The 14,005-nt window shown below is 66.3% G+C and carries 14 protein-coding genes; 7 read left to right on the top strand and 7 right to left on the bottom strand.

Annotated elements, in window-relative coordinates; translation table 11 throughout:
• Positions 1–8: 8 nt before the first annotated feature.
• The 5 genes from NG900_RS18865 to fliE all read right to left on the bottom strand — a co-directional run bounded on the left by NG900_RS18865 (position 9) and on the right by fliE (position 4,041).
• Complete coding sequence (locus tag NG900_RS18865) at positions 9–1,235, bottom strand: class I SAM-dependent methyltransferase (protein WP_252682896.1); 1,227 nt, start codon at positions 1,233–1,235, stop codon at positions 9–11.
• On the bottom strand, positions 1,232–1,792 hold the full coding sequence (locus NG900_RS18860) for a dTDP-4-dehydrorhamnose 3,5-epimerase family protein (RefSeq protein ID WP_252682895.1): 561 nt from the start codon (positions 1,790–1,792) through the stop codon (positions 1,232–1,234). The genes NG900_RS18865 and NG900_RS18860 overlap by 4 nt, the downstream gene beginning before the upstream one ends.
• Entirely contained in the window at positions 1,789–2,871 is a 1,083-nt protein-coding gene (gene rfbG, locus NG900_RS18855; protein ID WP_252682894.1) for a CDP-glucose 4,6-dehydratase, read from the bottom strand. Before rfbG ends, NG900_RS18860 begins: the two co-directional genes overlap by 4 nt.
• Positions 2,868–3,635, bottom strand: coding sequence for a glucose-1-phosphate cytidylyltransferase (gene rfbF / locus NG900_RS18850; protein WP_252682893.1), 768 nt, complete (start codon positions 3,633–3,635; stop codon positions 2,868–2,870). Before rfbF ends, rfbG begins: the two co-directional genes overlap by 4 nt.
• Positions 3,636–3,705: 70 nt before the next feature.
• A complete protein-coding gene (fliE, locus tag NG900_RS18845) occupies positions 3,706–4,041 on the bottom strand; it encodes a flagellar hook-basal body complex protein FliE (RefSeq protein ID WP_252682892.1) in 336 nt (111 codons plus the stop codon).
• A 237-nt stretch (positions 4,042–4,278) separates the two neighbouring features.
• Here fliE and fliF point away from each other — a divergent pair, with 237 nt between their 5' ends.
• The 6 genes from fliF to NG900_RS18815 all read left to right on the top strand — a co-directional run bounded on the left by fliF (position 4,279) and on the right by NG900_RS18815 (position 11,525).
• The gene (gene fliF, locus NG900_RS18840; protein ID WP_252682891.1) at positions 4,279–6,099 is read left to right on the top strand and encodes a flagellar basal-body MS-ring/collar protein FliF; all 1,821 of its coding nucleotides are present in this window, start codon (positions 4,279–4,281) and stop codon (positions 6,097–6,099) included.
• Positions 6,096–7,088 (top strand): flagellar motor switch protein FliG, encoded by a 993-nt coding sequence (gene fliG / locus NG900_RS18835; RefSeq protein ID WP_252682890.1) that lies wholly within the window; start codon positions 6,096–6,098, stop codon positions 7,086–7,088. The genes fliF and fliG overlap by 4 nt, the downstream gene beginning before the upstream one ends.
• Before the next feature lie 35 nt (positions 7,089–7,123).
• Positions 7,124–7,870, top strand: a complete 747-nt coding sequence (gene fliH, locus NG900_RS18830; protein ID WP_252682889.1) for a flagellar assembly protein FliH — start codon at positions 7,124–7,126, stop codon at positions 7,868–7,870.
• Positions 7,860–9,299: a flagellar protein export ATPase FliI gene (gene fliI, locus NG900_RS18825; protein WP_252682888.1), complete on the top strand. Its 1,440-nt coding sequence runs from the start codon at positions 7,860–7,862 to the stop codon at positions 9,297–9,299. Before fliH ends, fliI begins: the two co-directional genes overlap by 11 nt.
• Positions 9,300–9,402: 103 nt before the next feature.
• On the top strand, positions 9,403–9,867 hold the full coding sequence (gene fliJ / locus NG900_RS18820; RefSeq protein WP_252682887.1) for a flagellar export protein FliJ: 465 nt from the start codon (positions 9,403–9,405) through the stop codon (positions 9,865–9,867).
• Positions 9,868–9,911: 44 nt separating this feature from the next.
• Positions 9,912–11,525, top strand: coding sequence for a flagellar hook-length control protein FliK (locus NG900_RS18815; RefSeq protein WP_252683260.1), 1,614 nt, complete (start codon positions 9,912–9,914; stop codon positions 11,523–11,525).
• Between the two features lie 375 nt (positions 11,526–11,900).
• Here the strand turns inward: NG900_RS18815 and NG900_RS18810 are convergent, their stop codons facing one another.
• A complete protein-coding gene (locus tag NG900_RS18810; RefSeq protein ID WP_252683259.1) occupies positions 11,901–12,878 on the bottom strand; it encodes a DedA family protein/thiosulfate sulfurtransferase GlpE in 978 nt (325 codons plus the stop codon).
• A 156-nt stretch (positions 12,879–13,034) separates the two neighbouring features.
• Here NG900_RS18810 and NG900_RS18805 point away from each other — a divergent pair, with 156 nt between their 5' ends.
• Positions 13,035–13,583 (top strand): GNAT family N-acetyltransferase, encoded by a 549-nt coding sequence (locus NG900_RS18805; RefSeq protein ID WP_252682886.1) that lies wholly within the window; start codon positions 13,035–13,037, stop codon positions 13,581–13,583.
• Positions 13,584–13,610: 27 nt separating this feature from the next.
• On the opposite strand, the gene NG900_RS18800 is transcribed toward NG900_RS18805, so the two are convergent.
• Positions 13,611–13,778: a DUF6726 family protein gene (locus tag NG900_RS18800; protein WP_252682885.1), complete on the bottom strand. Its 168-nt coding sequence runs from the start codon at positions 13,776–13,778 to the stop codon at positions 13,611–13,613.
• Positions 13,779–14,005: the final 227 nt, after the last annotated feature.

Below are 14,005 nucleotides of genomic sequence, written 5' to 3'. Positions count from 1 at the left end.
CGCGGCGCTTACAGCCATTCAACGGCCGGCACGGCCACGGCAAGCCGGCCGCCCCATTTCCGAACGTAGGCGAGTTGCTCGGCCAGTTCGTCCTTCAGGTTCCACGGCAGCAGGACGACGACATCGGGCCGGTCCTCGCTCAGGGTGTCTTCCGTCTTGACGGGAATCCGGCTGCCCGGCAGAAACCGGCCCTGCTTGGCGGGGTTGCGATCGACGACATACGGCAACAGCTCCCGCGTGATGCCGGCAAAGTTGAGCAGGGTGTTGCCCTTGGCTGCGGCACCGTATCCGGCCACGCGCAGGCCCGCCTTGCGGCACTCGGTCAGCCAAGCGACCAGCCCATTGCGGGTCTGCTCGGCACGCGCCTGCAAGCCGCTGTAGTACGCCGGGTCTTTCATGCCGGCTGCGAGTTCGTCGGCAAGCAGCGCATCGACGACAGGGGCGCGCGGGTATTGGCCCGTGTCTGCGCGCTGGGCAAAGACGCGCAGGCTGCCGCCATGGGTCGGCAGCGCCTGCACATCGAACACGTGCAGTCCGTTGGCCGCAAAGATGTGCTCGACCGCAGTGAGCGACAGATACGAGAAATGCTCGTGATAGATGGTGTCGAATTGGGCGCCTTCGATCAGGCTGCGCAACTGCGGGAACTCGAACGTCGCCACGCCTTGTGGCTTGAGCAGCGCCGTGAAGCCGCGTACGAAATCGTTGATGTCCGGCACGTGGGCGAGCACATTGTTGGCCGCGATCAGGTCCGCCTGCCTGCCGGCTTCAACCAGTGCAGTAGCTAGCGGCATTCCGAAGAATGCCTCGATGATGTCGATGCCGCGCGCTCTGGCCGCGGCGGCGGTGCTGGCCGTTGGTTCGATGCCGTAGCATGGGATGCCGCGTGCGCGCACGTACTGGAGCAGGTAGCCGTCGTTGGCGGCGACTTCTGCGACCAGGCTGTGCACGTTCAACTCGAAACGCGCGCACATGTCGGCGACATAGCGCTCTGCATGCTTGAGCCAACTGGCGGAGTAGGCGCTGAAGTACGCGTAGTCCGCGTTGAAGACTTCATCTGCTCGCGTGAAGTCTTCTGTCTGCACCAGCCAGCATTGCTCGCACACCATGACACGTAGCGGGTAGCTCGATTCGGGCCGGGCCAGCGCAGCGGGCTCCAGATACGCATTGGACGGCGGGGCCTTGCCCAGGTCGATCAGCGGAAGGTGCAGTGGGGCAGCGCAGTGGCGGCAGTTCATACGGTCAATCCGGTGAAGGCGCTCGTCAGTGCAGGATGGCTGCGGTCGCGCTCCGAGCATGCAGTGACCGCAAGCGGCCACGTGATGGCAAGCCTGTCGTCGGTCGGGCGCAGTCCGCCTTCGGCCGCGGCGACATGGGGTGCGGAATGCAGGTAGAGCATTTCGCAATCGTCTTCCAGTGTCTGGAAGCCGTGGGCAAACCCTGGCGGGATCAGTAGGCTGTTGTGCCGTTGCGCCGACAGCTCGATCGCATGCCAGCGCAGAAAGGTCGCGGAGCCGTGCCGCAAGTCGACGGCAACATCGAAGACGCGACCCCGCAGGCAACTGACCAGTTTGGTCTCGGCGTGCGGTGGGTGCTGGAAGTGCACGCCGCGGATCGTGCCGCGGCGTTGGGTGTACGAATGGTTGACCTGGGCGATCGGTGCGTGAAACCCGTGCGCTGCCAGCTCTTCGGCGCAGAAGAGGCGGGTGAAGAATCCGCGCTCGTCGCCCAGCAGTTGCCGGGTCACCTCGTACAGACCGTTCAGCGGCGTGCCAAGAAGCGTCAGCCGGTTCATGCCAAGCCTGCCTTCGCGTCCTGGGTGAAGCGCGCGATTTGCGATGCGAGCAGCGTGCGGGCATCACTGCGTTCCTCGCGGAGGTCGGCATACCAGCGCGCCGTTTCCTGCATGGCGATGTGGATCGGCCACATCGTCTGCCAGCCTAACCCCTGGCGCGCGAGGCTGGCATCCAGGTGCAGGAAGCCTGCTTCGTGCGGCGCCTGCCGCGTGGCGGGCGGACACTCCCAGTGCAGCTTCGGCCAATGCTGCTGCAGGCGTTGCAGAACCTGTTCGACCGTCTGCACAGCGTGCGCGTCCGGCCCGAAGTTCCAGGCCCTGGCGCAGGCGGTATCGCCGGCCAGCAGACGCGCGGCCAGCATCAGATAGCCGTTGAGGCAGTCCAAGACATGCTGCCACGGCCGGGTGGCGCGCGGCGAACGGATGATCAGCGGGGCGCCGGCGCGCACGGCACGGTCAGCGTCGGGAATCAGGCGGTCTTCAGACCAGTCGCCGCCGCCGATGACGTTGCCCGCACGTGCCGTGGCCAGCAATGGCCCGCTACCGAAGAACGCTCGGGCGTAACTTGCCGCCACCAGCTCCGTGCAGGCCTTGGAGGCGCTGTAGGGGTCGTGACCGCCCAGTGCGTCGGTTTCCCGGTAGCCCCATGCCCATTCGCGGTTCTCGTAGCACTTGTCGGTGGTGACCACCACAATGGCAGCAACGCTGCCGCACCGGCGGGCGGCCTCCAGCACATTGACCGTGCCCATCACGTTGGTGGCGTAGGTCAGCGTCGGGTCCTGATAGGAAGCACGCACCAGCGGTTGTGCCGCAAGGTGGAAGACGATATCGGGCCGCGCCGTGGCCATGGCCTTGGTCAGCGTGTCGGCATCTCGAATGTCGGCCAGCACGTGGCTGGCGAGGGTCGACTCCACGTCGGCCAGCGCGAACAGGCTCGGGCGGGTAGCGGGCGCCAGGCTGTAACCATGGACATGCGCGCCGAGCTGGTGCAGCCACAGGGCCAGCCAACTGCCCTTGAAGCCGGTGTGCCCGGTCAGCAGCACGCGCCGGCCGCGAAAGGCGTCACCGAACGCTGTCATGCCCACACCTTCCAGCGCGGATCGCTGACCCACATGTCTTCAAGCTGGTTTTTGTCGCGCAGGGTGTCCATGGCCTGCCAGAAGCCGTCGTGCCGGTAGGCCATCAGCTCGCCCTGATCGGCCAGCAACTGCAGCGGCGTCGATTCCCAACTGGTCTGGTCGCCCTCGATATAGTCGAACACCTGGGGTTCCAGAACGAAGAATCCGCCATTGATCCAGGCACCGTCCCCGGCCGGTTTCTCCTGAAAGTTCTGCACCGCCGGCCCGTTCAAGTTGAGCGCGCCATAGCGCCCCGGCGGCTGGATGGCCGTGACCGAGGCCAGCTTGCCGTGCTGGCGGTGAAACTGCAGGAGCGCGCCGATGTCCAGGTCGGTCACGCCGTCGCCGTAGGTGAAGCAGAAGGTGTCGTCGCCCACGTATTCGCGCACGCGCTTCAGGCGCCCGCCGGTGAGCGTTTCCGCCCCGGTGTCGATCAGCGTCACGCGCCACGGTTCGGCATAGCGCTGGTGGACTTCCATCTTGTTCTGCGCCATGTCGAAGGTCACGTTCGACATGTGCAGGAAGTAGTTGGCGAAGTACTCCTTGATCACATAACCCTTGTAGCCCAGGCAGATCACGAAGTCGTTGATCCCATAGTGGGAGTAGATCTTCATGATGTGCCAGAGGATCGGCCGGCCGCCGATCTCGATCATGGGCTTGGGTTTGAGGTGCGACTCTTCGCTGATGCGCGTGCCCAGCCCGCCCGCGAGGATGACTGTCTTCATTGCCTGAGATTCGTGGCGCCCACGGTGAGGAGAGCGCGCCCAGCACGGATGGCGGCGGGGCGCATGATGCTCAGATCGACATGCTCATGATGCTCTGGTACGCCGACACCAGCTTGTTGCGCACCTGCACCGCGGTCTGCATGTCGATGTTGGCCTTCTGCAGCGAGAGCATCACGTCGTGAAGATCAACGTCATTGCTGCCCATTTCAAAGCTGCGCGAAACGGACTCCGCTTTCTGCTGCGAAGCATCCACGCGGTCCAGCGACGACTTGAGCACCGAGCCGAAGTCGACGCTGACCTTGGCATCGTCCCCGCCCGCGCTGCCGCCAATGCCGCCCACCGTGCTGGTCGGGGCCAGGACGCTGTTCATCAGCGACACGACTGAATTGGCGTTCGTAATATCCATGTGAAGAGAGCTCCTCTTTTCTGCTGGCGGCTGCCGCCCGGCTTTTTCCGGTCGCCATGACGCCACGGTGATGCAAAGGTAGCCGCCCGCCTCCCGTTCTCAAGCCCTCAAAAGAGCGGGAAAAGGCCCTCTTCTTGCCGATTTGCTTGGCAGACCGCTGCCGATAATGGCAACCACGGAGCCATGCCCTGAGTTCGGGTATTGGCCCAGGCAACGTAGTCAGTCAGGAGATTTGGGATGCCAACGACAGCCGATTCGGTTGCTGTCGCCGACACGCTCGGTACGGTGGATATGCCGGCGGTGGGCCAGGGCGCCAAGGGGCGTCAGAACGCGGGAGCGCTGGTTGCGCTGGGCCCGCTCGGCCGTCTGTCGCCGCGCCTGCTGATGATGATTGGCGGTGCCGCGCTGGTGGCCGTGATTGCCGCCGCCATGCTGTGGAGCCGTGCCCCGGATTACCGCGTCCTGTACAGCAATGTGACGGATAGCGATGGCGGCGCCATTATTGCCGCGCTGCAACAAATGAACGTGCCGTACCGCTTTGCCGATGGCGGCAGCGCCATCATGGTGCCCGAGGCCAATGTGCACGAAGCGCGCCTGAAGCTGGCGTCGCAAGGGCTGCCCAAGGGCGGCCAGGCCGGCTTCGAGCTGATGGAAAACCAGAAATTCGGCACCAGCCAGTTTGCCGAACAGGTCAATTACCAGCGCGCCCTGGAGGGCGAACTGGCCCGCACCATCCAGGCCATGCAGGAGGTGCAGTCCGCCCGCGTGCATTTGGCCATGAGCAAGCCGTCGGTGTTCGTGCGCGAGCAGGCCAAGCCCAGCGCGTCGGTGCTGCTCAAACTGTATCCGGGTCGCATGCTCGACCGCTCGCAGGTGCAGGCCATCGGCCACCTGGTGTCTAGCAGCGTGCCGAACCTGCCGCTGGCCAACGTGACCGTGGTGGACCAATCCGGCCGCCTGCTGTCGACGGCATTCCAGGAGAACGCCTCCGGCCTGGACCCGACGCAGCTGAACTACGTGCGCGAGATCGAGCAGGGCTATATCAAGCGCATCGAGGCCATCCTCGGCCCCGTGGTGGGCGAAGACAACGTGCGCGCGCAGGTGACGGCCGATGTCGACCTCGACAGCACCGAGCAGATGGCCGAGACGTACCGTCCGAACCAGGACCCGGCCAACGCTGCCGTGCGCAGCACGCACACCGCAGAAGCGACGCAGAACAAGGCCGACGCCCAGGGCGGCGTGCCGGGCGCGCTGTCCAACCAGCCGCCGACCGCGCCGCGCATGTTGCCGACCGCACCGGCCCCGGCGTCGGCCTCGCAACCGGCCGCAGCCGGCCAGCCGCAACAACCGGCCGCTGCAGCCAATACCAGCGGCACGACGTCGACCGGCGCTTCGTCGACCACGCGCGACACCACGACCAATTACGAAGTCGACAAGACTGTGCGCCGCACCCGTGCCGCGGTGGGCACCGTGCGCCGCCTGTCGGTGGCCGTGGTGGTCAACTACCGTGGCGACGGCAAGACCTGGAAGCCGCTGTCCGAAGGCGAAATGGCCAATCTCAACGCGCTGGTGAAGGACGCCGTCGGCTTCGACGCCAAGCGTGGCGATTCCGTGAACGTCGTCAACAGCCAGTTCTCGGGCACGCTGCCGGTGGCCAAGGATGACCTGCCGCTGTGGAAGCAGCCGGAGATGATCCAGTACGGCATCCAGGCCGCCAAGTATGGTGCGCTGGCGATCGGTTTCCTGATCCTGGTGTTTGCGGTGATCCGCCCGCTGATCCGCTCGGTGAATAAGAAGGACGAGCCTGCCTCGCCCACCTTCGTCGGCCGCGAGGGCGAAGACCCGAACGCCCCGATCATCACCGGCGCCGCGCCTTCGGCCGGGCCGGAGCTGGAAGGCCCGGCAGCGGCCGCAGCCGACGCCGAAGCGCTGCCGGACGCGCTGCCGCAGCTCAAGAACAACGACTTCGAGAAGAAGCTCGAAACCATGCGCCGCGTGGCACAGAGCAATCCGCGCGCCGTCGCGGCCGTCATCAAGCAATGGGTGAGTAACGAATGAGCGCCGAAGGACTCCAACGCAGCGCCATCCTGTTGATGTCGCTGGGCGAAAACGAAGCCGCCGAGGTGCTCAAGCACCTGGGCCCGCGCGAAGTGCAGAAGCTGGGCGCGACGATGGCCGCGCTGAAGAACGTCTCGCGCGACCGCGTGCTCGACGCATTTGACGCGTTCTTTGTCGAAGCCGAAGACCTGCCGCTGGATGTCGACTCCAACGAGTACATCCGCACCGTCTTCCGCAAGGCGCTGGGCGAAGACCGTGCCGCCAACATCATCGACCGCATCTTGTCGGGCGGCGACACCAGCGGCATCGAAGGCCTCAAGTGGATGGACGCGTCGTCGGTGGCGGAGCTGATCCGCAACGAGCACCCGCAGATCATCGCCACGATCCTGGTCCACCTGGATCGCGACCAGGCCTCGGAAATCCTCACCTACTTCAGCGAGCGCCTGCGCAACGACACCATCCTGCGCATCGCCACGCTCGACGGCATTCAGCCCAGCGCCCTGCGCGAGCTGAACGACGTGCTGACCAAGCTGCTGCAGGGCAACGACCATCGCAAGAAGAACGCGATGGGTGGCGTGCTCACGGCGGCGGAAATCCTCAACCTGGTGCCCAGCGCCGTGGAATCCGCCGTTATCGAGGGTGTGCGCTCGCGCGACCCGGAACTGGCCGACGCCATCGTCGAGAAGATGTTCGTCTTCGACAACCTGATCGACCTGGATGGCCGCGCGCTGCAAACGCTGCTGCGCGAAATCGGCCAGGACATCCTGGTGGTCGCGCTCAAGGGCGCCAAGCAGGAATTCCGCGACAAGGTGTTCGCCAACATGTCGCAGCGTGCCGGCCAGATGCTCAAGGAAGAGCTGGAAGTGCTGGGCCCGGTCAAGGTCTCGGAAGTCGAAGCGCAGCAGAAGGAAATCCTGATGGTCGCGCGCCGCCTGGCCGACGAAGGCGAGATCACCATCGGCCGCAAGGCGGAGGACGCCTATGTTTGATCGTGCCGGCCGCATTGCTGTGATGGAGCGCTGAGATGCCGCGCCCGCCGATCATCCCGCGTGACACGCTCGTCGAGTACCAGCCGTGGGAGCCGACCGACTTCGAGCGCCAGGCCATGCAGGCCACCCAGGTCGCCGCTGAAGCGGCACCGCCTCCGCCGCCGCCCGAGCCCGAAGAGCCGCCGATTTCCGAAGAGGAGTGGCAGGCTGCGCTCGACGCTGAACTGGCCACTGCCCGCGATGAAGGCCGCCGCGACGGTTTTGCCCAGGGTTTTCAGGACGGTTTTGAACAGGGCCGCCGCCAGGGTGAGGAAGATTCGAAGCAGATCGCCACGCTGATGCAATCCGTGCGCGAGGCGATCGACCAGCTGAACGGCAGCGTTGCCGAAGAACTCGTCGACCTTGCGCTGCAGCTGGCGCAGCAGTTTCTGCACGGCGCGCTGCACGCACAGCCCGAACGCATCCTGCCGCTCATCCGCGAGGTGCTGGGCGATGCGCCCACCGCACCGGCGCCGGCCATGCTGCGCGTGCATGCCGACGATGCGGAGCTGATCCGCCAGACGCTCGGTACCGAGCTGGCCGCCGCCGGCTGGACGCTCATCGTCGATGCCGCCATCGAGCGCGGCGGCTGCCGTGTGCAGACCCGCTTTGGCGAGACCGACGCCACGCTGCAAACCCGCTGGGCCGAACTCACCCGCGCGCTGGGCCGCGATACCGCGTGGCTTGCGAGCGAACGCTCGGAAGCTGAACGCGTGGCGGGAGGGGCGCTGCATGTTGCCTGAGTCCGTGCAGCCGGCTGATCAGACCGCGGCCAACAACCCCAACGTGCGCATGTGGCAAGCCCACCTGCGCCAGACGGCCAAGCGCGCGCACTTGGCGCGCCCGGTGGTGACGTGCGGCAAGCTCACGCGCGTGGCCGGCCTGGTCATGGAAGCCGTCGGCCTGAAGCTGCCGGTGGGCAGCGCCTGCCGTGTTGAACTGCCGCATGGCCGCCACGTGCTGGCCGAAGTGGTGGGTTTTGCCGAAGAACGCGCCTTCCTGATGCCGCAGACGGACCTGGTGGGCGTGGTGCCCGGCGCACGCGTCTTCCCGCTCGAACCGCAGCGCCTGCCCGCAGACGCGGCCGATCCGACGATTTCGCACAGCAAGTTCCTGCCCGTGGGCCCGCGCCTGCTCGGCCGCGTGGTCGATGCCAACGGCGAGCCGCTCGACGGCAAGGGGCCACTGGGCACGCATGAAGAACTCGCCTGGGGCACGCTGGCTCCGGCACCGCTGAACCCGCTCAAGCGCAAGCCGATCGAGCACGTGCTCGACGTCGGCGTACGCGCCATCAATGGCTTGCTCACGGTGGGCCAGGGCCAGCGGCTGGGCTTGTTTGCCGGCTCCGGCGTCGGCAAGAGCGTGCTGCTGGGCATGATGGCCCGCTACACGCAGGCCGATGTCGTCGTCGTGGGCCTGATCGGCGAGCGTGGTCGCGAAGTGAAGGAATTCATTGACGAGATCCTGGGCGAAGAGGGCCTGGCACGCTCGGCCGTGGTCGCCGCGCCGGCCGATACCTCGCCGCTGATGCGTCTGCAGGGCGCCGCCTATGCGCACACCATTGCCGAATACTTCCGCGATCGCGGCCGCAACGTGTTGCTGATCGTCGATTCGCTCACGCGCTATGCGATGGCCCAGCGCGAGATCGCCCTGGCCATCGGCGAACCGCCGGCCACGAAGGGCTATCCGCCCTCGGCGTTTGCCAAGCTGCCGGCGCTGGTGGAGCGTGCCGGCAACGGCATGGTGGATGCCAGCGGCCGCGGCGGCTCCATCACCGCGTTCTACACCGTGCTGGCCGAAGGCGATGACCAGCAAGACCCGATTGCCGATGCCGCGCGCGCCATTCTGGACGGCCACTTCGTGCTCTCGCGCAAGCTGGCCGAGCAAGGCCATTACCCGGCCATCGATATCGAACAGTCGATCAGCCGCGTGATGTCGGCCATCGTGCCGCGCGAGCAGCTCGATACCGCGCGCCGCTTCAAGCAGCTCTACGCCCGGTACCAGCGCAACCGAGATCTGATTGCCGTGGGTGCCTATGCACGCGGCAGCGACCCGGTGACCGACCAGGCCATCGCCCGCTACCCCGACATGGAAGCCTTCCTGCAGCAGGGCATGTTCGAGAGCGAAAGCCGCGAGCACACGCTGGAGAAGATGCATGCAGTGCTCGCTTGACACTATGAAGACGCAAGCCTCATCCCCCTTGGGCAAACCCGTGGCTAAAGCTGCCGGATTTGTGACCGTTGGGTTGAAGTAACGGAAAGTTGGAGGGCCTCGCATGACCACTAGAACCGCGCCGTTCCGCCTCGAAACCGTGCTGGAACTGGCTCAGAAGGACACCGAGCGCGCCACGCAGGAAGTCGGCCGCCTGATGAACACGCGTGAGGCCGCCACGCAAAAGCTGGCGCTGCTGTCCGACTACCGCAACAATTACCACCAGCAGATGCTCTCGACCGCCGAGGGCGGCATCGATGCCACGCGCCTGCGCAACTACACCGCATTCATCGATCGGCTGGGCACTGCCGTGCACCACCAGAAGGGCACCATCAACGCGCTGGAGCAGCAACTGGCGGCCAGCCGCGCCAACTGGATCGAGAAGCAACGCCGGGAACAGTCGTTCGACATCCTGCGCCAGCGTCACATTGAAGAGCAGCGCCTGGACCAGGAGCGCCGCGCCCAGCGCGACAACGACGAGCACGCCGCCAAACTGATCCGCATGCGTGCGGCGCAGGGCGGCAATTGACATTGAGTTTGAGTACCAACACGCATTCGCAAGACGGAGTCAACGTGGGCTTGAGTGCCACCCCCAACACCGCCGCCACAGACCTGGGCGCCATGCTGTCGGCCAGCAACGCCGCCGCCGACAAGGCGCAGGGTGGCTCGTCCGGCACCGATACGTTCGGCAATCTGCTGTCGGACCGCATGATGCAAGACGCCGCGCGCCGCCGCGCCGATGCGCAATCGGCCGCCGACGATGCCAGCCGCCGCGCTGAAGCCGCCCGTACCGACGGCGCTCGCAAGGATGCCGCGCGCACCGATGCCGCGCGCAACGATCAGGACACGAAGCCTGCGGATGACGCCACGCCAGTTCAGGCCGCCACGCCGCTGCCCGCCAGCCTGACCGACACGGCCAGCGCCAAGCCGCTGCACCCTGTCAACGCCAAGGACATCGATACCGCCGCGCAGCAGGCCATTGCCGATCCGGCCACGCAATTGGCCGCCCAGATCGAAGCCGCACGCCAGGCTGCCCAGCAGACGGCTGCCGCGACACAACTGCCGGCACCGCAGCCCGCTGCGCAATCGGATTCCAACGCCACGGTGGACGTGTCGAAGCCGGCCGCGAGCCAATCGGCCGCGACCGATACCGCCACGCTGGCCGCGCTGAATGCCGCCGCTGGCGGCGCCCAGGGCGTGGGTGCTCCCACTGATCCTGCCGCAGCGGCGGGCGTCACCTTGCCCGCCGTGCCGATCGCCAGGGAAGGCCAGGAGGCCAAGGACGCCAAGGCCAAAGTGGCTGGTACGCCGACGCCGCCCGCCGTGGCGCTGCCCGACGGCAATGCGCTGGCACAGTCGCTGGCACGCACACGCGCCGTGGCCGATAACACGCCGCCGGCCGTGCGCCAGCTTGGCAGTGCGTCAGCGGCACAGAACACCAACAGCGAACGCGACCTGCCGCGCCGCGCCGAAATAAACGCCCATAGCAACGTCACCCAGGCGGCAACCGCCGCTGTGGCCGACGCCACCAGCCGCACCGGCAATGGCGGCAACGCAGACAACGCAGACGCGCAAGCTAACGCGCAAGGCGCCGGCCCGCAGTTCCAGGGCATCCTGTCGCGCGCCCATGCCGACGCCAGCGCAGCCGCTCCGACATTTGCGGTTGGCACGGCCAGCACAGGCGGTGCTGCAGCGGCCGCATCGATCACGCCGCAGCAAATCCATACGTTGCCCACCTTTGGCGACGCCGGATGGCCGCAGAGCATGGCCAGCCAGCTCGCGTTCATGCAGGTGCATCGCCAGTCGTCGGCCGAGCTGCAGCTGAACCCAGCCGAGCTGGGCGGCCTGCACGTCAAGCTGGAGGTGGACAACGGCGCGGTCAACGCGAGCTTCGTGTGTCAGCACCAGGCTGTAGCTGAACTCGTGCAGGACGCCATGCCGCGCCTGCGGGACGCCATGCACCAGGGCGGCATGCAACTGACGCAGACCTCCGTCAGCACGGGCGATTTCAGTCAGCAGCAGAGCGCCTCGCAAGGCTCGTCGGCGCAAGGTCAGGGCAGTGGTTCGGGCAACGGGGGCAGCGGTAGCCGCTTTGGTAGCGGCAACGCGCAAGACCGGACCGATACCCTGGCCGTGGCGCCGCGCCGTGTTTCCAGCCACGAAGGTGCCATCGACACCTTTGCCTGATGGGTTTCAAGCGCCGCCTAAAGTTCGGCTAAATCCTGCCGTTAGTGGGCAGGAGTGCCATGCAAACATGGCGAGCCGCAAGGCAACGAAAGAAGAGGGACGGGAAAACACAACGCGAGCCAGCCGCTCAGATGTTTGAGGCGGCAGCGTTGGAATGAATAACAAGGGGGTCAAGTCCGACCGGCGAAGAAGGGATCAAACGGGGATCATTTCGCCACACCCGCCCTCGGGCAGGTGCACACGGACCGATGCGGGGTGTCCGAGCCGGGGGGCTGGCGCACCGCATGTTTGCCGTACTTACGGGAGAGCGCGCCGAGAGGTGCGCTTTTTGTTTTTGCGCGTCCGATTCTTTGGGTACCGGCGCGCCGGGAAACCTCAGGCGCGCGCTTCCGCCGTTGCCAGCGTGGACGGCGACACGGACACCACGTGCTCCACGCCGTAGCCGCGCTCCACCCATGCGTCGATCCCGCCATGCAGCGGGCGCACGCGCTTGAAACCGCGGCTCATCAGCGTGCGCGCCAGCATCACGGCAGACGCCTCGTTGGGGCATGCGCAATAGATGATGATTTCGCGGTCTGGGCCGTCGATCTCGATCGGCCGGTTGGTGCTGGACATGTCGTACAGCATCGCCCCTGGAATGCGCTGCGGCTGCAGCATGCGCGAACTGTCGGCCCGCACGTCGATGATGACGGGGGCGGCGCCGGACTCGATTAGCGCGTGCAGCTCGTCGGGCGAGATGCGCGCCATCTCCAGCATCTTGCGAAAGCGCCAGCGTTGCAGCCAGCGTGCCGCCACATACACTGCCGCCAGCACCACGATCAACAGGACCGCGCGCGTGCCGAGCTGGTCCAGCTGCCGCAGCGCCTGATCGATGCTGTCGTGTGCCACCCGGCCCATCGCCAGCCAGAGCACTGCCCACAGCGCCGAACCCAGCAGGTTGTAAAGCGCAAACGTGCTGAACGGCGTGCGCATCGTGCCCAGCAGCGCAGACGAGACCGTCGACAGGCCCGGCACGAACTTCGAGACCAGCAGCAGCGGCGCACCCCAGCGCTCGAACTGCGTGCGCGTACGGCGCACGCACGAATCGGGCGACAGCGACACACGGCACAGCAGCGCCATCACGTGGCGGCCATAGCGCTTGCCGGCGAAGTACCACAGGCCATCGCCCAGCAGCGCACCCGACACCGCCGCCGGCGCCAGTTCAATCAGGTACAGCGGCCCGTGGAAGGTCAGGGCGCCGGCCACCAGCAACGTCGGCACGGCCGGCAGCGGTGCGCCCGCTTGCGTAAGCAGCACATTGAGGAACACGGCAAACGCACCGTATTCGGCGATCAGAGGAAACAGGTCGTGCATGGCAGGGGAGGGCGCGGGAAATGCGTCTGTCAACTTACCGCATTCCGGCGCCGCCCGATAGCCATGCCCCTGTGATGCGCTGCGCAACGTGCGGTCTCTGTGAAATTGGCATGACAATGGGCGCTTCCCTCCTACTTCTGCTGTCATCCACTCGCTATGCCTGCTGCATTGCACTCCGCCGCCTCCGCCGCTGCGCTCGATGCCGGCGCTATTGCCGTTCGCCCCGCCTCGCTGGCCGATCTGCCCACCATCGTCGGCATTTACGCGCATCACGTGCGTACGGGCACCGCCAGCTTTGAGATTGAGCCGCCCGACCTGGCCGAGATGACGCGCCGCTTCCAGGCACTGCAAGACGCGGGCATGCCCTATGTGGTGGCCGAAGCCGACGGCGTGCTGCTCGGCTACGCCTATGCGGGCCCGCACCGTGCGCGGCCCGCGTATCGCCATACGGTGGAGGACTCCATTTACCTCGATACCGCTGCACAGGGGCGGGGCGTCGGCACGCTGCTGCTGCAGGCGCTCATCCGCGAATGCCAGGCGCGCGGGTTCAAGCAGATGGTGGCCGTGGTGGGCGGCGGACGCGAAAACCCCGGCTCGGCCAAGCTGCATGCGCGCTGCGGGTTCCGGGAGGTCGGGGTGCTGGAAGGCGTGGGCTACAAGTTCGAGCGCTGGCTGGACTGCATGCTGATGCAGCGCATGCTCTGAGGCGAGGCCGCGCGAACAGAGGCTACGTCAATCAATGATGTCCGCGCAGGCATCGGTGGGCGCGGCCGCTATATGGCCCACTAGCGGCACCATCTTCAATCCCGCCGACGCCACACGGCACGGCGCGGCCACCACACCGCAGCCCGAGAGGAGTGCGGTACCCAACAGGGCGACAGCCAGTAGAAAACGGTTCATCGAGGGTTCGGTTGCAAGCGGATCGTGGAGCGGCCGGCGCACGCCAGCCTCGGAATGTCGCGCAGTGTGACATAAACCCATCCTCAAAACGGTATGGGTTTGCTCCGGAGAATGTGATTTTTTCAACGCTTAGAAAATGTTGCAACGCGAAACAAAACGACCAGCCGATGCGTTCGAACCTCGCACGACGCTGACTTTCGCTGAAAAAGTCACATTCTTTATTTGCG

This window comes from Ralstonia soli, assembly GCF_023955655.1.
Classification (GTDB): Bacteria; Pseudomonadota; Gammaproteobacteria; order Burkholderiales; family Burkholderiaceae; genus Ralstonia; species Ralstonia soli.
Note: the sequence above shows the minus strand (reverse complement) of the source record. Positions and strands in the feature narration are given on the sequence as shown.